At 37.5% G+C, this 18,774-nt stretch carries 15 protein-coding genes; 3 read left to right on the forward strand and 12 right to left on the reverse strand.

All coding sequences use genetic code 11. The annotated features are described in order from the left end of the window. Nucleotide 1 precedes the first annotated feature (1 nt). Nucleotides 2-1,054 carry a 2-oxoacid:ferredoxin oxidoreductase subunit beta gene (locus tag FNN08_RS05565; protein ID WP_143583734.1) on the forward strand — a complete coding sequence of 351 codons (1,053 nt, stop codon included), beginning with the start codon at nt 2-4 and terminating at the stop codon, nt 1,052-1,054. Between the two features lie 115 nt (nt 1,055-1,169). On the opposite strand, the gene FNN08_RS05570 is transcribed toward FNN08_RS05565, so the two are convergent. From FNN08_RS05570 to FNN08_RS05590, 5 genes are all read right to left on the reverse strand, one after another. Then, entirely contained in the window at nt 1,170-1,463 is a 294-nt protein-coding gene (locus FNN08_RS05570; protein WP_143583735.1) for an integration host factor subunit alpha, read from the reverse strand. Between the two features lie 4 nt (nt 1,464-1,467). Then, entirely contained in the window at nt 1,468-3,852 is a 2,385-nt protein-coding gene (gene pheT / locus FNN08_RS05575) for a phenylalanine--tRNA ligase subunit beta (RefSeq protein ID WP_143583736.1), read from the reverse strand. Nucleotides 3,853-3,863: 11 nt separating this feature from the next. Continuing rightward, nucleotides 3,864-4,844, reverse strand: coding sequence for a phenylalanine--tRNA ligase subunit alpha (gene pheS, locus FNN08_RS05580; protein WP_143583737.1), 981 nt, complete (start codon nt 4,842-4,844; stop codon nt 3,864-3,866). 323 nt (nt 4,845-5,167) lie between these two features. Next, nucleotides 5,168-6,370 (reverse strand): ABC transporter permease, encoded by a 1,203-nt coding sequence (locus FNN08_RS05585; RefSeq protein WP_143583738.1) that lies wholly within the window; start codon nt 6,368-6,370, stop codon nt 5,168-5,170. Beyond that, complete coding sequence (locus FNN08_RS05590; RefSeq protein ID WP_143583739.1) at nt 6,351-7,154, reverse strand: ATP-binding cassette domain-containing protein; 804 nt, start codon at nt 7,152-7,154, stop codon at nt 6,351-6,353. Before FNN08_RS05590 ends, FNN08_RS05585 begins: the two co-directional genes overlap by 20 nt. 196 nt (nt 7,155-7,350) lie before the next feature. Between FNN08_RS05590 and FNN08_RS05595 the strand changes: the two genes are divergently transcribed. Further along, nucleotides 7,351-8,985: a M28 family metallopeptidase gene (locus tag FNN08_RS05595; protein WP_143583740.1), complete on the forward strand. Its 1,635-nt coding sequence runs from the start codon at nt 7,351-7,353 to the stop codon at nt 8,983-8,985. A 520-nt stretch (nt 8,986-9,505) separates the two neighbouring features. Then, a complete protein-coding gene (gene asnB / locus FNN08_RS05600) occupies nt 9,506-11,170 on the forward strand; it encodes an asparagine synthase B (protein WP_143583741.1) in 1,665 nt (554 codons plus the stop codon). A gap of 114 nt (nt 11,171-11,284) precedes the next feature. Here the strand turns inward: asnB and FNN08_RS05605 are convergent, their stop codons facing one another. From FNN08_RS05605 to FNN08_RS05635, 7 genes are all read right to left on the reverse strand, one after another. Then, complete coding sequence (locus tag FNN08_RS05605; protein ID WP_143583742.1) at nt 11,285-12,430, reverse strand: cupin domain-containing protein; 1,146 nt, start codon at nt 12,428-12,430, stop codon at nt 11,285-11,287. A 142-nt stretch (nt 12,431-12,572) separates the two neighbouring features. Beyond that, nucleotides 12,573-13,619, reverse strand: coding sequence for an HlyD family secretion protein (locus tag FNN08_RS05610; RefSeq protein ID WP_143583743.1), 1,047 nt, complete (start codon nt 13,617-13,619; stop codon nt 12,573-12,575). Further along, nucleotides 13,619-14,941, reverse strand: a complete 1,323-nt coding sequence (locus tag FNN08_RS05615; protein ID WP_221931770.1) for a glycosyltransferase family 2 protein — start codon at nt 14,939-14,941, stop codon at nt 13,619-13,621. The genes FNN08_RS05610 and FNN08_RS05615 overlap by 1 nt, the downstream gene beginning before the upstream one ends. After that, entirely contained in the window at nt 14,941-16,293 is a 1,353-nt protein-coding gene (locus FNN08_RS05620; RefSeq protein WP_143583744.1) for a hypothetical protein, read from the reverse strand. The genes FNN08_RS05615 and FNN08_RS05620 overlap by 1 nt, the downstream gene beginning before the upstream one ends. A 132-nt stretch (nt 16,294-16,425) precedes the next feature. After that, nucleotides 16,426-17,100 carry a 1-acyl-sn-glycerol-3-phosphate acyltransferase gene (locus FNN08_RS05625; RefSeq protein WP_143583745.1) on the reverse strand — a complete coding sequence of 225 codons (675 nt, stop codon included), beginning with the start codon at nt 17,098-17,100 and terminating at the stop codon, nt 16,426-16,428. A gap of 144 nt (nt 17,101-17,244) precedes the next feature. Then, nucleotides 17,245-18,318 (reverse strand): AI-2E family transporter, encoded by a 1,074-nt coding sequence (locus FNN08_RS05630; RefSeq protein ID WP_143583746.1) that lies wholly within the window; start codon nt 18,316-18,318, stop codon nt 17,245-17,247. A gap of 49 nt (nt 18,319-18,367) precedes the next feature. Further along, complete coding sequence (locus FNN08_RS05635) at nt 18,368-18,595, reverse strand: sulfurtransferase TusA family protein (protein WP_143583747.1); 228 nt, start codon at nt 18,593-18,595, stop codon at nt 18,368-18,370. Nucleotides 18,596-18,774 lie beyond the last annotated feature (179 nt).

Raw genomic sequence — 18,774 nt, forward strand, 5'->3', positions numbered from 1 at the left:
TATGAGCTTTGCAAAATCAAAATTTCACCACAAAAACCTACCTGTTAACGATTTAGGCTTAACCTATCGTGATTACGAAGGTGCTATTTCAACTTTATGTGCTGGTTGTGGCCATGATTCTATTTCTGCCGCTATAGTGCGAGCTTGTGCTGAGCTTTCAATCGAGCCACATAAAATTGCTAAAATGTCAGGCATAGGGTGTTCTTCAAAAGCACCAAATTATTTTTTAAACAACTCCCATGGATTTAATACAGTCCACGGCCGGATGCCATCAGTAACAACTGGCGCCAACCTAGCCAATAAAGACTTAACCTATCTTGCTATGTCGGGAGATGGAGATAGTGCTTCAATTGGCCTTGGTCAATTTGCTCATGTGGTGCGCAGACAATTGAATATGGTTTACATGGTCGCTAATAACGGTGTATACGGATTAACGAAAGGCCAACTAGCCGCAACTTCAGATAGAGGAGTTAAAAATAAGACCGGTGACACCAGCTTGTTTAATGACATCGACCTTTGCGTAATGGCTCTACAATTAGGCGCATCCTTTGTTGCTCGTTGCTTCTCAGGAGATAAAAACCAGCTCATTCCTATTATAAAAGCCGCAATCGCACATCAAGGTTTTGCCTTTATCGATATTATTTCTCCTTGTGTGACATTTAATAATCATCCTGGCTCAACGCGTTCATATGACTATGTACAAGAGCATGTCACTACTGGTGCAGTAACAGATTTTGTACCTATTAAGGAAGAAATTAACCACGAAGTTCCTGAAGGTAAATTTGAGGACGTTTGTTTGCATGATGGTTCCATCATGCGCATACATAAGTTAGATGCAGATTACGACACTACAGACCGCTTTAAGGCCTTGCAAGATGTCGAACGACACAAAGCAAAAGGAGAGATTCTCACTGGCTTATTACATCTTGATCCAACAGCTCAGCACTATCATGAGTTAAACAATACAACGGATACGCCATTAAGCCAGCTCAAACAAGAACTGCTGTGCCCTGGCGAACGTGTACTATCAACAATAAACGACAGTTTCCGTTAACTATAAATATCAAGGTGTCAGAGTCATTGAACTCTGACACCTTGATTTTTGGGTATAAAAAAGGCTGCATATGCAGCCTTTTTATTTAATATCGTTGCCATTTATATAGTAACAATTAGCCCTTGTTAGACTCTTCAACTCGGCTCTTTAATTTTTGACCCGGTCTAAAAGTAACAACCTTCCTTGCAGAAATTGGAATATCTTCACCCGTTTTAGGGTTTCGTCCAGGTCGTTCGTTTTTGGTTCGTAAGTCAAAATTACCAAAACCTGATAATTTAACCTGATCACCTGCTTCCAAACTACTTCTGATTTCTTCGAAGAATTCTTCAACCATCAATTTGGCATCACGTTTACTTAAACCTAATTGTTCGTATAAATGTTCTGATACTTCTGCTTTGGTTAGCGCCATGTTATTAATCTCTCAAAGATGCGTCTAGCTCATTCTTTAAGGCATCGATCACTGTATTCATAACATCAGAGATATCTTTTTCTTCAAGAGTTCTCTCGTTATCTTGCAGAGTTAACGCAATTGCTAAGCTCTTAAATCCAGGTTCGATACCCTTTCCTTGGTATACATCAAACAATTCTAGGCCAACTAAATGATTTGTGCCAACCTTTTCAATGAGTTGTAGCACTTTTTTTGCATTTATTTGATCTTTAACAACAACTGCGATGTCTCGGCGAGTAGCCTGAAACTTAGAAATATTGCCCGCTACAGGGATTTTTTGCTCTAAAATTTCGCTTTGTAAAAGTTCGAAAACAAATGTTTTACCATTAAGGCCAAGTTTACGTTCTAGCTCAGGATGAATAGCTCCAACATAACCCACTAAAGTTTCACCACGGTAAATCGCCGCAGTTTGACCAGGATGTAATGCAGGAATGTCGGCTGGTCTAAATTCATAAGCATCTGAATTTGCGGTTAATGCTAGTAATGTTTCAACATCACCTTTAGCATCAAAGAAATCAACCGCTTGTTTTTCAATCTGCCAATGTTCGCCATTGCGAAGGCCAGTGATAACACCGCCAAACATTGCTTGTTGACTAACACCGTTCTCAGCATCAGCATCAGGTAAAAAACGCAAACCAGATTCAAATAATCGAACTCGGTTTTGTTGACGATTCTGGTTATTAACCACTGCTTGAATAAGACCGGTCCATAAACTCACACGCATCACTGACATTTCTGATGAAATCGGGTGTGGAAGTACAAGAACTTCTTGCTCTGGGTGCAATAAGCTTTGAACTTTAGGGTCAACAAATGAATAAGTAATGGCTTCTTGGTAACCACGATTAACTAACGCATTGCGGAATTTAGCTATATTTAACTTAGCTTCTTTATGGCTACGCATTGTTAACTTGGCTGTTGGCGAAACGTTAGGGATATTGTTGTAACCGTAAACTCGCGCAACTTCTTCTGTTAAATCTTCTTCAATTGAAATGTCAAAACGATATGCAGGAACAACTGCAGTCCAAACATCATCGTTAAACTCTACCTGCATGCCTAAACGAGTTAAAATTTCAGTTACTTGCGCCGTTTCAATATGAATACCAATACGTGAATCTAACTTACTACGACGTAATGTAACAACACGAGAAGCCGGAATATTTTCAGCAGATTCAGCAATAACTACAGGGCCTGCTTCACCACCAACTATCTCAAGTAATAATTGCGTTGCACGGTGCATCGCCGTCATTTGTAACTGTGGATCAACGCCACGCTCGTAACGATGTGATGCATCTGTATGTAAGCCGTATTGACGAGCTTTACCCAAAATAGCTAAAGGAGCAAAGAACGCACTTTCGAGTAAAATGTCTTTAGTTTCTCCAGTAACACCAGAGTCTAAACCACCAAAGATACCAGCAATAGCTAATGGCTTGTTATCATCTGCAATCACTAATGTGTCAGACTTTAATTTAACTTCAGCGCCATCTAATAAGGTTAGTTCTTCGTTTTCGTTAGCAAAACGAACATTAATACCGCCGTCGATTTTAGCTAAATCGAATGCGTGCATAGGATGACCAAGCTCAAGTAACACATAGTTAGTTACATCAACTACCGGGTCAATTGCGCGAACGCCACAACGACGCAGTTTTTCAACCATCCAAAGAGGTGTCGTTGCTGTTGCATCGATGTTTTTAATTACACGGCCTAAATAACGAGGACAAGCTTCACCTGCAGCAATATTAATTGCTAAAGCGTCATCAATACTTGCTGATGTTTCAGTAATTTCAACTTCGTTTACCGCGATGTTATTTAATACACCAACTTCACGAGCTAAACCTTTAATGCCTAAACAGTCGCCGCGGTTGGCAGTTAAGTCAACATCAATGGTTACATCATCAAGCTTTAAGTATTCACGAATACACGTGCCGATAGGTGCATCAAGTGGCAGTTCAATAATGCCATCCGCGCTTTCAGCTAAGCCCATTTCAGACTCACTACATAGCATGCCGTGTGATGGTACGCCGCGTAGTTTAGCTTTTTTAATTTTAAAGTTACCCGGTAATACCGCACCAACTTTAGCTACCGCTACTTTTAAACCTGTTCGACAGTTTTTAGCACCACAAACGATATCAACGATTTCATCGCCAACATTTACTTTGGTTACTTGTAACTTGTCTGCATCAGGGTGTTGACCACATTCAATTACTTCACCAACTACGATATTGGTAAATTCACCCGCAACTGGATCTACGCCGTCTACTTCTAGGCCAGCCATTGTTATTTGATGAGCTAACTCATCTGAAGAAATAGCAGGATTAACCCACTCTCTTAACCAAGATTCACTAAATTTCATTACTGGCTTTCCTACTTAAACTGTTTTAAGAAACGAAGATCGTTTTCAAAGAATGAACGTAAGTCGTTTACGCCGTAACGTAACATGCTTAAACGTTCAACACCCATACCAAAGGCAAAGCCTGTGTATACTTCTGGGTCAATACCAACGCTTCGTAAAACGTTTGGATGTACCATGCCGCAGCCCAAAACTTCTAACCATTTGCCGTTTTTACCCATAACATCAACTTCAGCTGATGGCTCAGTAAATGGGAAATAAGATGGACGGAAACGGATTTCTAAATCTTCTTCAAAGAAGTTGTGTAAGAAGTCGTGCAATATACCCTTAAGGTGAGTAAAGCTTACGTCTTTATCAACCATTAAGCCTTCAACTTGGTGGAACATTGGCGTATGCGTTTGATCGTAATCGTTACGGTACACGCGGCCAGGAGAGATAATGCGTAAAGGTGGTTTTTCAACTTCCATGGTACGAATTTGCACACCAGACGTTTGCGTTCTTAATACTAACTTTGGATTAAAGTAGAACGTATCGTGGTCAGCACGAGCAGGATGATGCGCAGGAATATTCAACGCGTCAAAGTTGTGGAAATCATCTTCAATTTCAGGACCAGCTTTTACTTCAAAACCTAGCTCACCGAAAAAGCTTTCAATACGTTCGATGGTACGAGTAACAGGGTGTAATCCACCGTGTTCCATAGTACGACCAGGAAGTGTTACGTCGATAGACTCACTTGCTAGCTTTTCTTTGATTTGTGCAGCACGAAGTAACTCACCACGTTCGTGGATAAGCTTTTGTACTTGTTGTTTAGCAACGTTAATTAATTGCCCTGCTTTTGGACGCTCTTCAGCACTTAATTTACCTAAGCCTTTTAGTTGCTCGGTTAACTTACCTTTTTTACCTAAAAACTCAACTCGAATTTGGTCAAGTGCAGCAGGATCATTTGAACTTGCTACAGCTTGTTCTGCTTGCAAGATTATTTCATCTAAATTCATGGTTTCCTCGTGCGAATTTATTTATCGCGATTTTAATACCAATTGGACTAAACAACTTAAATTTAAGTACTTATTTAGTCCAATTGGTATAGACATAGTAAAGCTCGAATATCTGGCGATAATGCCTAAATACAAAAAGGGGTAATTTTACAGAAAAAATTACCCCTAACATAGTGAAAATAGTGATTTTTACTAGTTTTTTTTTAATAGATCACAAAACCAGTGGATTTTTACCTATTTGTCACAGCCAATTGCCATAAATTTAAGCTTAAACCTTGTTATTTAACCTAAATACAAATTTATTTAAATTTTTAATTAGGGCTTTATCGAAATAGTACTGATTCTTTATTGAACCAATAAACACAAAACAAAATAGAAACTAACGCAAAACCACCTGTTGATGCAAAGATCGGCACAAGGAAGTTGTAGTCAATGGTGCCCTTTAATAATTCTTTAATCGCTAAAGCAACATTGGCAACAGGCACGAGGGACCAACCAAAAGTAAGCGCAATACCAGGAGTCATAGCGACAATAACAGGAAATATAACAAAAATAGAAAGCGGCCCCATATAGTTTTGAGCTTCTTTATAGCTACTTGCATAAATTGATATAGCCAAGAGTGTTGCAGCAAAAATTGCGGAGATAGGCACAAGTAACAGCACAATAAGCCCATAATCGACCCAACTTACTGCTTTTAGTATTTCCGACACAGCTGAGACATCAAGCAACTGGCCGATGATAAAAGACCAAAATATCATACTAAAAATGGTTATCAGAGCGGTCATTATAGCGGTGGTGGTAATACACATAAATTTACCTAAAACCAACGCTAATCTTGAAACCGGCGTTAATAACAAGGTTTCTATCGTACCCCGCTCTTTCTCCCCTGCACCTAAATCTATTGCCGGATACATAGCTCCAGTTAAACATAAAGGAATAAGAATATAAGGAATGAAGCCGCCAAGCTGTTCACCAAAACTTTCTCGATCATCAGCAGTATCGACTTCTTCTACTTCAATTGGCTTTTTAAATACTTCAAACTGAGCTTCATCAAATCCTGAAGCAACATACGTTTGCTTTTGTAAGTCATCGACATAACTTTGTAGCACTTCTTCAACTTTATTTTTTGTACCACCAAATAAATTAGAGCCATTAAAATAAATTTTCCAATTAGACACTTCTGAATTACCAAATTGAACTTTAAAGTCTTTATTAAGCTCTATAACCAAATCAATTTTATCTTCTTGAATTGCTTGTGTTATAGCCTCTTCATTATTTAACTCTAAAGTGACTTCTTTAAAGTCACTATGATAAAAAAGCTTACTAGCAAACTCCGGCGCAACACTGCCATTAACAATAACATAGCGTATGACTTTATCCTGCTCTTTCATTGCCGCACTTGAACCTAAAAAGCCAATTAAACCAAACACCACGGGAAAAATAACCATAGGTAATGCAATAATAAAAAATAAGGTTTTACGATCTCTTAAAAGCTCTATTAACTCTTTAATATATACTAGCCACATTGGCATCAGCTCCTTTTAAGATGTTCATAAATGCACGGCGTAAATCAAGCTCTCGGCTTTGTTGCTGAAACTCGCCTATACTGCCATCAAAACAGCTGCGTCCTTGATAAATCACTGAAACCCTATCAGCTAAAAGCGCGACTTCATCTAAATGATGAGTTGAAAAAATAACAGCGGTTCCTTGATTACGCATAAGTTGTACAAATTCCATAATGGTTTCTGTAGCCATAATATCTAACCCGGTTGTTGGCTCATCAAGCACTAAGACCTCAGGTTGATGGATAACAGCTCTGGCGATCGATACTTTTTGCTGCATGCCGGTAGATAAGTGTTCAACTCGTCTATCGAGGTAACTGGTAATAGCAAGGCTTTCGTATATTTCATCGGCATCATTTTTTAAAAATGACGAAGTCACGCCATGTAGTTTAGCAAAAAACTCAATGTTTTCTCTCGCCGTCAAACGGCCATAAAGGCCTGTTTTACCGGATAAAAAACCAATTTTTTGTTTCGCTGCTATTGGTTTTTTAAGCACGTCAACATCATTAACAATAACCGAACCAGAATCAGGCTTTAATGCGGTGGATAAAATTCTTAAGGTGGTAGTTTTACCTGCCCCGTTTGGGCCTAACAAACCTAAAACCTCGCCTTTATCACAATGAAAGCTAACGTCAGCTAAGGCATGGAAATGTGAGCCTTGCTCTCGGACATCTTTTTTATGGCAATTAGAATGTTTTTTTTGTGCTTTAAAAGTAAACTTTTTACTTAAATTTTCGACGGAAATCATTAAATTCCTTTTAATACAGCTTGAGATGCAAACTTGGATAAGTTGTTTGAATGCATAAAGATAGTAAATTAAGTCTAATACTAATTTAAGACAATGCAACACACCTTGATAACAAGGTGTAACAATATCTTTCAATTTTATTTTAGGCAGAGTAAATTACCGTGTCTTTTAAAAAATAACAATTCATGTGGATTTTATGAAAATTAAAACTTACAACAAGCTATTAGCACTGCTTTTAGGCTCTAGTGTGACACTAACAGCTGCAAGTGCTCAAACGTTTGATCAAGCGTATCAAGCAATTTCTGCAAAGAAACTACACCAACATGTAAAAGTGTTAGCCTCAGATGATTTTGGCGGTCGCCTGCCAACAACTGAAGGTGAAAAGAAAACGTTAGATTATCTGACCAAAGAATTCAAAAACATCGGTTTTAAGCCAGGTAACAATGGAAGCTTCTTACAAGCGGTTGAACTTTCAGAGATCACAGCTAGTGCCGATATGGAGCTAACAATTGAAGGTAATGGCAAAACTGATACGCTCGAGTACTTAACTGAAATGGTACTTGGTACTTCAAGAGTAAGTACATCAGAAACGATTAAAGATTCTGATATCGTCTTTGTTGGGTACGGTATTAACGCACCAGAATATAACTGGAATGACTATAAAGGTCTTGATGTTAAAGGCAAAACTGTGGTGATGCTGGTAAACGATCCAGGTTTTGCTACGCAAGATCCTAATTTGTTTACTGGTAGCGCCATGACTTATTACGGTCGTTGGACATACAAATATGAAGAAGCAAGCCGTCAAGGTGCAGCTGCGGCAATTATCATTCACGAAGATGCTCCGGCATCATACGGTTGGTCTGTTGTTAAAAATGGTTGGGGCGGTCCGCAATACAAACTGTATCAAGCAGATGGTAATAAACAACGCGTAAATATTGAAGGCTGGTTAACTCTTAGCAGTGCTAAGGCAATGTTTGCTCAAGCAGGTTTAGACTTTGCCACATACAAAACAAAGGCAAAGCAAGGCCCTGTTAATAAAGAATTAGGCTTAACTGCATCGGCTACGGTAAAGAGCACAATCAAGCGTTCTACTTCATATAACTTTGTTGCAACTCTACCAGGTAGTAAAGTTGCTGATGAACATATCCTGTTAACAGGTCATTGGGATCATATGGGTACTGACGACTCTTTAGAAGGTGACAAGGTATATAATGGTGCACACGATAATGCTACGGGTATTGCCGGCATCATTGAAATTGCCACAGCCTTTGCAAGCCTTGATAAGAAACCACAACGCTCTATAACAGTTGTTGCTACTACAGCAGAAGAGCAAGGTTTATTAGGGTCGAAATACTATGCTGAGCACCCTTCTTTCCCTCTTGATAAAACGGTTGCGGTATTAAACCTAGATTCATTAAATATTCTTGGTCAAACCTCAGATTTAATTGTTAAAGGTAAAGGTAAGTCTGAAATTGAAGATTACTTAAAAGTGGCCGCTAAAAAACAAAAACGTATGTTAGTACCAGAATCAAATCCTGCTGCCGGTAGCTACTACCGCTCAGATCATTTCAACTTTGCTTTAGTTGGCGTACCCGCCCTATATGCAGGTAGCGGTAATGAACCAATCAATGATGAAGTTGCAGCATACCGTGCAGCAACTTTACCTAAAATGAAGCGTTGTTATCACCAGTTATGTGATGAATACAATCCGGATTGGAATTTTGCTGGCGCGGTAGAAGATTTACAAGCAACCTTCGATACAATGTATCAAATTGCTAACTCTACTGATTGGCCAAAGTGGTCAAAAACTAGCGAATTCCAACGTAAATAAAAGGCTATACCAATTTAATTAAATTTATTCCCACCTCAGAGCTTTGTTATAGGTTCAATAACAAGCAAAATTTATTTAGATATAGTTATTCTATATTAAATGAATTTCGTGAAGTTATTGGGCCTAGAACATGCTCCCAAGGGTGAGTTTAAAAGGCTTCTATACTGCGTTATCGATTTTGACAATGGAACAACCATTCTCTGCAATCGATGCCTTGTCTACAAACCTTTTAATTCTCACTGAGTGGGAAATTAATTAATAAAACTGGTATTAATACCCCTTTATTATTGGTAATAACAAAAAATTTGAATAAATAGTCTAATTTTTGCTTTTTAGCTATTGATTTTTTATAGCAAATATTAGACTCTCAAGGTGGACTTGTAATTTTATTACATATCCACCTTTTTTTGTTCAAATTATAAGCATTACCACGCATTTCCTTTTCTGAAGTTTGCTTTGTATTGTTATTAATTTTTACTGATTTCGATTTTGATTAATAATGAAGTGAGGTAACACAATTATGTGTTCAATTTTTTGTATCCTAGACATCAAATCTGATGCTAGCGCACTACGAGGGCAAGCTATCGAGCTTTCTCGTTTATTACGACACCGTGGACCAGATTGGTCTGGAGTTTATTCTAATGACAATGCCATTCTCGTTCACGAGCGTTTAGCAATTGTTGACACTGAAAATGGCGCACAACCTCTTTACAATCAAAATCGAAATCACGTGCTCGCTGTTAATGGTGAAATATACAATCACAAACAACTCGAAAGTAACTTGAATGTAGACTACACCTTCCAAACTAAATCTGATTGTGAAGTTATTCTGCCTCTTTATGAAGAATTTGGTGTTAACTTTGTTGATAAGCTTAAAGGCATGTTCGCGTTTGTTGTTTATAACGAAACCGACAACAGCTATTTAGTTGCGCGTGATCACATTGGTATTATCCCGTTATATATGGGCCACGATGAGCACGGAAACTTCTATGTAGCATCTGAAATGAAAGCCCTTATGCCTATTTGTAAAACTGTAAGCGAGTTTCCTCCTGGGCATATGCTAGATAGCAAGGTTGGTGAGATTCAGCCTTACTACCAACGCGATTGGACTGATTATGACAACATTAAAGATAACAGCACCAGCATTCCAGAGTTACGTGAAGCGTTAGAAGAGTCTGTTAAGTCGCACTTAATGACCGATGTGCCTTACGGCGTATTACTTTCTGGCGGATTAGATTCATCTTTAATTTCATCAATCACACAAAAGTTTTCCGCGCGCCGTGTTGAAGAAAATGATTTATCAGAAGCTTGGTGGCCAAAAGTCCACTCATTTGCGTGTGGTTTAAAAGGCTCCCCTGATTTAGCTGCCGCGCAAAAAGTTGCAGACTCAATCGGTACCATTCACCACAGCATTGAATTTACCGTTCAAGACGGTATTGATGCGTTAAAAGAAGTGATTTACCACATTGAAACTTATGATGTGACCACCATTCGTGCATCTACGCCAATGTATTTAATGGCTCGTAAAATTAAAGCTATGGGCATTAAAATGGTATTAAGTGGTGAAGGCGCTGATGAAATATTCGGAGGCTACTTATACTTCCACAAAGCACCAAACTCAAAAGAGTTCCACGAAGAGTTAGTTCGTAAACTTGATAAACTGCACATGTTTGACTGTTTACGTGCCAATAAATCAATGTCTGCTTGGGGTATTGAAGCTCGTGTACCATTTTTAGACAAAGACTTCATGGACGTTGCCATGCGCATCAATCCAGAAGATAAAATGTGTAAAGACGGTAAGATTGAAAAACACGTGCTACGTGAATCATTCGAAGGTTACTTACCTGAAGAAATATTATGGCGTCAAAAAGAGCAGTTCTCTGACGGTGTTGGTTACTCTTGGATTGATAGCTTAAAAGAGCTTGTTGAAACAGAAGTTACTGATCAACAACTTGCTAACGCTGAGTTTAAGTTCCCGCATAACACGCCAGACACTAAGGAAGCTTACTTCTACCGTACAATTTTTGAAGAGAAATTCCCGCTAGCATCAGCAGCGCAATGTATTCCAGGTGGTAAATCGGTAGCATGTTCTACTGAAGCAGCTCTGGCATGGGATGAGTCATTTAAAAACATGGCCGATCCATCTGGCCGAGCGGTAATGTCGGTACATAACGAAAGTTACTAACAACACTCTATATCAAGGTGTCAGACACCTTGAACCAAAAACTAAAAAGGGATAACGAAAGTTATCCCTTTTTTAATAAATTAAATATCAAGGTGTCTGACACCATGATATTTATTATTCCGAGAAGTACCAGTAACCGGCGTCAAGCAGTTCGCCAACTAAATCGATAAACTCTTCGTTGTGTACAAATTCAGAGATCATTTCTGGTGTCACGGTTACGTTGTCGCATAGCAATTTAACCGCTTCAACAATTTCTTCATCAACTTGCTGTTCGTCACCGTTTAAGTAGAACACTCCTGAGTCGATTGAGTCAGTAAAGTAAAAAGCTCGTAAACCGCCCAAACGCATTAAATTATTGGTTTGTAATATTTCACTAATTTGAGCATTAGATAACTGTTCTTCAGCTGGAATTAAATCTAATTCATGCTTTGCTTGGCTTAAAAAGCTTCCTGCAAATTGACGAATAATATCGTCGTTATCTAACAGTTTTTGTAATTGATTTTTTATTAACGCAAAGTCACTCGAATTAATAGCACCGCTGTTACTCGATACTAAACGCTGTGGATCTTCAATTAACTCACCACCAAGTTCTTTATCAATTAAATGATCAGCTAAGCCACTTATTAAATTAGAGGTCGAATTGGTTCTAAAGCCAACAGAGAAACTTAACGATGCTTCAATTGTTACGCCATCATGAGGGAATCCTGGAGGTATATATAAGATATCACCTGGTAGTAATTCAGTATCAATAATTGCTTCAAATTGCTCACAATGCAATAAGGCATCGTGGGCAGCAAATTCTACATGCTCACCTTTATCACCTACTCGCCAGTTACGCTTACCTGTACCTTGGCATATAAATACATCGTATAAATCAATATGAGGGCCAACTCCGCCCTCAGGTGTAGCAAAACTTACCATTAAGTCGTCAAGGCGCCAGTTAGGAATAAAGCGAAATGGCTCTATCATTTTAGCGGCATCTTCTGACCAGTTATCAAGTGCTTGTACGATTAAAGACCAACCTTTATCACCAAGGCGCTCGAATGAATCAAACGGACCAAATTCCGCCTGCCAATCATCTCCATCACGATAAACTAAACGAGACTCAACCTCTTCCATTCCTGCTAAACCGGCAATTTCGTTAGCATCAATTGGCGCAACAAAATTCTTAAAGCCTTGGCGAATAACAACAGGCTTTTGTTGCCAGTATTCACGTAGGAATGTTTCTTGGTCAAATTCGGTTAAATTTAATTCGTACATAAGATCTCAACATCAGGATGTAATTGGTTATAAACTATTGGAATATATAGAATGTATTTAAACAAAAAAGTCGTCTAGAGAGTAGACGACTTTTGTTAGTGATTTGTTAACTACTGTGATTTACAAATATAGGGCCAATCAGTTAGTCCCTGCTTATATAGTGAAAACGTACATCTACTAGTAAGCCTTCAAATATGAATTCTGGAGCATCTGTAATATCTAAAGTTACTTTTAACGCTGACTTATTACCATCAAACGGACCTGCTAAAATTGACGGCATTTTTTGTGACATCTGTGTTGGTCTATTAACCGTACCAATATATTCATCTCCATTAGGTAATGTTATGGTTGCACTTTGACCTATTTGTGCAAAATCCATGCGCTCTGGAGCTAGGTAAACATTAATTACTGGTTCAGCCAAATTTGATATAGAAATAAGTGAGTTACCATTTAAAATATGCTCGCCTTCAATAGCCATAACATCATTTACAACAGCTGCTTTTGGCGCTCGTATTGAAAGTAAATCACGTTTTACTTTTGCTTCAGATAAAGCCAGTTCAAGTTCAAGTAAAGTATTCGCTAGCTGGCCATTTTTATGAGCAGCTAATACTGTTTCACGTTCAATTAGCGCTTCTTGATACTTAGTTTCAGCAAGTACTGAATTTTGTTCAATTGCTAACCTATCATTAAGTGGCAGCATCCCCTGCTTGTTGTATTCACTAAACTCAGTATTAATACTTTCTTGTGCAGACTTAGCATTTTTATAGGTAGCAATTTGGCGTAAATGCAGGGAATCTAAGGTTTTATAACCTTCGTTATAATAAGTTTTAAACTTATTATATTTGCTAGTTAAAATGGCGATTTCTTTTTCTATTTCAGGAGACGATAGCTTTATTAAAACCTGCCCCTGCTCAACCTTATCTCCACCTTTAACCAAAACCTTTTCAACAAAAGAGTTTTGTGATGCATCAAGCGTAATCGGCTCTGTGGTAAGAATACCTGCAGCTGTAACAAGCACTTTATCGTTAAGCATATACCATGAAAAGATAACTAATGGCGATAAAATCAGTGCCAAAAGCAGGTACCAACGCATTTTAAAAGCAATACGCTTTGCCGGTGCGTAAAATATGCTAAACCCATCATTTTGGGTTGGGTTTTTCTGTTTTTCAGTTTTAAATGTAATTTTCATTAAAATTTATTACCTTTTTTCAATACCCACCACGGGGCCATATTACTTTCTTCATGACCACGTCTAAATACTTCATTTAGAATTGCTATCGCTGAAAATACTCGAATGATTAATGTATAAATGGGAAACAACAATAACCACAGACTCATTTTTATATCTTGCTTAGGCCGCTCTGAAACGGTGACTAAAAAGAATAAATAATGAAATAAACTCATAAAATAATAAGCAAAATATTGTATTGCTAGCATGCCAATAAAAAACTCAACGTTATAAACACTTATTATCCAAATGTTAAAAAGCAGAACTAATAATGGCATTAATATATTTTGTAATATTCCATATACTAAGGTAAAAAAGTAACCTTTTAAGCCCATAAGTTTCGGACTAAACGCATAGGGGTGCTTGCGTAAATACAAAAATAATAAATCACCATCCCAGCGCATGCGTTGCCAAAAGAGTTCTTTCCAAGTAACAGGGGCATCTGTGTGGCCTATTGCTTTCGTTGCAAAAGGAATTCGTATATTTGGGTGTCTTCCCATGTATTGCTTAATACGAACAGTTAAATCTAAATCTTCAGCGGTGTGTGTATCCCAACCACCAATTTGAATTAAAAATTTACGTCTAAATGCACCAAAGGCGCCGGAAACATTATTAATTAAATTCCATTCTGCAAGTCCTGTTTTACCGCCCTGCATAGAAATCATGTACTCTAAACCTTGCATCCTAGTAACAAAGCTTTTTTTAATATTCCTTACCCTTAACGAGCCACCAACAGCCGGAACATTTGGATCTTCAAACTCTTTTACGATTTCGTAAACCATATTGTTATCAAATGAAGTGTCACCATCGACATTTATAACAATCTCCCCTTTCGAGGCATATAAACCAGCATTTAGAGTGCTTACCCGACCACCTCGTTGCCATTTAGGTAATAAATCTATGCGTCTATTGTGATAGCGCTTGGCTAGAGGAAGGCAATCTAGAGCTGCTTGATAAGTATCAGCATTTTGTTTAGCACCATCAATCACTGGAATAATTTGAATCTTTCCAGGATAAATTTGCTCGCATAAAGTTAAAATAGTGTCTTTAATTGCTTCACCCTCACCGTAACAGGTAATTATGCAACTAACACTTGGGCTAATTGTTAACGGATCACGAAGCTTAGCTCGTATATACCAAAAGACCATGCCACTCAATACGGTAAAACTCAGAGGTAACTCAACCACTATCAGCATAGGAACTAAGACAAAGAGCACTTCAGAGTTACTACTTATTAATGCGATTGAAGCTCTAATAAATTGCTCTATATAATTAAATTCCACTAGTCATTTAACTCTATAGAACATTGTGAAAGCCAAAGCTCTGCATCATTAGACAGGCTATGTTCAGGTAATAGTTTTAAAGACACTCTCAAATCTAATGGGTTGTCAGCTTGCTCTTGTGAGATAGTTTCAAATTTACCTTCAATAATTTTTACGCCATCTTCACTAACATTAGGTAATAGAAAGTATAAAGTGTCATCACTATACTGGCAGAACACATCCGTAGTACGCAAAATACTACGTAAACGAGAGCTAAAGGCGTCTAACTGAGCAGTAAGAGATACTGTCGACATGCTTTGACTAAGCTCTATTAAGTTGACAAATTTAAGGCCCACAAAAAGGTGATGTTCAGTTTGGCGAACAGCCATTTTATTTAGCCAATTAGCCATCCAAGCAAAATGCTCTCGCGATACTGGCTCACCTAATGCTGTGGCTAATAGCTGTGGATCGCTACCGGTTTTAACTTTAACAATACCATTATGGCCAATACCAAAACTAAAATATTCTTTCGATATTAAGTCATCAACCTGATTGTGATGGCCACAACTAAAACATTGTGCTTGTACATTTGCTTCAATAAATAAATTACTACAACTGTTACAGCGTTGATTCTCAATTGGGCGATCATAATCCGTACCTATATGGCGCAAAGTGTTTATACAGTTCGGACAAACCATTTCACCAGAACGTATAAATTCTTGTTGATCACCGACATGACCACAGGCAAAACAATGCAATGCTTGCTCAAGTTTTAAGTCGATTGAGCCACAATCGCCACAACTATCAACATAATTTAATAATGAAGAATTACACGAACTACATTGGCGAATACGATCGATTAAAACTTCTTGCGATAAATTGCCACTTTTTACCATTCGGCTTAACCAGTACTCTTTACCTTGACCGTTATCCCATAGCTCTAAAAATGGGTACTGATAACTAACCCCTTGGTCTATAACTCTGCTTGGGCGCAAAGTACGAGTTTCTACTGCCCACAAATAGGCTAACAGCTTATTCTCAAGGTTATCATTACTGTCTAAACGGATTTCTTCTTGGCGTTGCAGCAATTTATTAATTTGAACATCAATGTTTGCCGGCACTAAACCATCAACCATAGCAAAATCTTCAAAATGACTATTAACGCTATAGACTAGTGAGGCAAAGTTTAAGGCATTACTGCGGATTTTATTGAGCCATTGTAAAAAGACAGACTCTTTTGAAACACTAATAATAATTGCGCTATAGCAGCTATCAAATACAAAACTTTCTGTAATAGCTGACACATTGATAACTTCATACTCTGAAGTTAATTGGTCTAAGTTATGTTCACCAATACATAATATTTTTGTCATTTGATATCCATTAATTTGTTTAAGTGCCTTGTATGGCAGAGTGTCGATTATTTAAACAAAAATAAAATGGGAAATATAGATGAACTTTGTTGGTAATTTGTTAATGATTTGTGCTTTGTTCTAGAGTATGAATCAAGGAGCTTTAAAGGTTAACCTATGCTCAAGATCACTGATAATACTCTGCTGATATACGCTGTTATCAAGGTGATAAAAAGACTGTTTATAGACTTCTAAGTCAATAATTTCAAAATTAACTTTTATCTTTTTAAATAGCCTCGGCAACCTGTTTCCTGGCGCTTGTACGTGATGCAAGCCACCACTATAAACGAATAACACATTACCTTGCTCTACTTTAGAGAGTATATCGACAACACCACGTTTGATATCCATAGCTTTACCATGTTTATCAAGGCCGTTAATACGTTTCATCCTGCCCTCTGGCATAATAGCTAAGATACTGTCATTGGTTATTTGATCTAAAAAATCATCCCATGATTGATCGTATTTGCGGCTAATAGGTATACATTTAGGAACAAGTGCTTTGAGTATCCTACCAACAATTGGACGTTTTAAGGTTTCTTGGGCAGCTGGCAGGGTTAAGTGCTTTGATAACTGCCATAGTAATGATATGGGTATGCTACGTAAAAAGATTGGTTCAAATAAGCTGGTGTGATTTAAAATAATAATAACTTTAACCTGTTTCCAGTCATCATCTTGATGAGATGAATACCAGTGTTGGTCAAATCGATAAAAGAGTTTTGCAAGGAACTTACATAAAACTAAGAAGAAAAAACTAATATAGTGCAAAACGTCATCCTAACTGCTTGATTATTATTAATGTCTATTTATTAATCTAATCCATTTAGTAGTTAATTTATACACTTTCGCTCAAATAAAAATGCCTGTTAAAACAGGCATTGATATATAACTTTAGCAAAGCTAGAAATTTCGCTAACTACTTTGTGCACTTTTAATGTCATCAGCCTCTGGCCAAGCATTAATGATTGCCTTTACAAGTGTGGCTAAAGGAATAGCGAAGAAAACACCCCAGAATCCCCAAAGACCACCAAATAATATAACCGCAATAATAATTGCTACGGGGTGCAAATTAACAGCTTCGGAAAACAATAAAGGTACAAGTATATTGCCATCAATAATTTGGATAATACCGTATGCTAGCATTACATAGCCAAACTCAGGGCTCACGCCCCATTGAAATAGTGCCACTAATACAACAGGTATTGTTACAACGGTAGCACCGACATAAGGAACTAACACAGATAAACCAACTAACGCACCGAGTAAGACTGAATAACGTAAATCGAGTAAAGCAAAAGCAACGGTAGACGCTACGCCAATAATAATTATTTCAATGACTTTACCACGAATATAGTTATGGATCTGTTGATGCATTTCCGTTGCTACTTGCGAAGTTAAACGGCGCTCTTTCGGCAAAAATCGAGCTAGGTTGGTTAACATGTCACTCTTATCTTTAAGAAAGAAAAACACCATCAACGGTACTAAGATCAAATAAATAAGCAGTGCAACAACGTCTGAAATAGAGTTTAAAGAAACCTCTAAAATAAGCTGTCCCCACTCTAGTAACTTAGTTTTTACTGCCGCAATAACCGAGGCGATTTGGTCTGCTTGTACTAGCTCAGGATATTCTTCAGGTAAATGCAGTAAATAAGCATTACCTTTTGACAACATATTTGGCACTTCTTGCACTAAATTAGAGGTTTGCTGCCAAAGCACAGGGATAAAACCTAAAAGGGTTAATAAGCCAACACCAGTAAAAATAAGCATTACTACAATAACAGAGTAATTACGTTTAAGGCCAAGTTTAGTAAAACGTTTTACCGGTCCTTCTAATAAAAAAGCCAACACTATTGCAACCATCACCGGCATTAGTAGGTCACTAAAAAAGTACAATATTAGGAAGGTAGCGACAATAAATAAAGTTAACGAAACCACATGTGGATCTGCAAACTTTTCTTTATACCAAGCAACTATATATTCAATCATTAATACACTTTCTCTTATTTTTTATTATCGATGTTTTATACAAATTAGCTTAATTACCCCAAAGAGTAAGTTCGACTATATTTTGACGATATTTATTTAATTCAAATCGTATACCTTTCATCGTCAAAAATTTAGGAATATCTTGAATAGAACCGGGGTCAGTTAACAAAACTTTTAACGCCTGACCTGACTCTAATTGTCTAATTAACAACTTAGTTTGCACTAGAGGTACGGGACATTTTTCTGCGGTAGCATCGTACTCTAAATGTTTTTTCATATCTGGAGCTCAATAGCTATTTATTATCACTAATTATGTTAATTCGAATAGTAACAATAACGTAATATTAAATAAACCTATTAAGCTAGTATTGCTTGAAAATAAGCAGTACATCATTCACTATATAGATAATTTTCTAATACCAACTCAGTGAGTTTAGCACTCATTGTTCAAGGTGT

It is taken from the genome of Thalassomonas sp. M1454 (genome assembly GCF_007097525.1).
Classification (GTDB): domain Bacteria; phylum Pseudomonadota; class Gammaproteobacteria; order Enterobacterales; family Alteromonadaceae; genus Thalassotalea_A.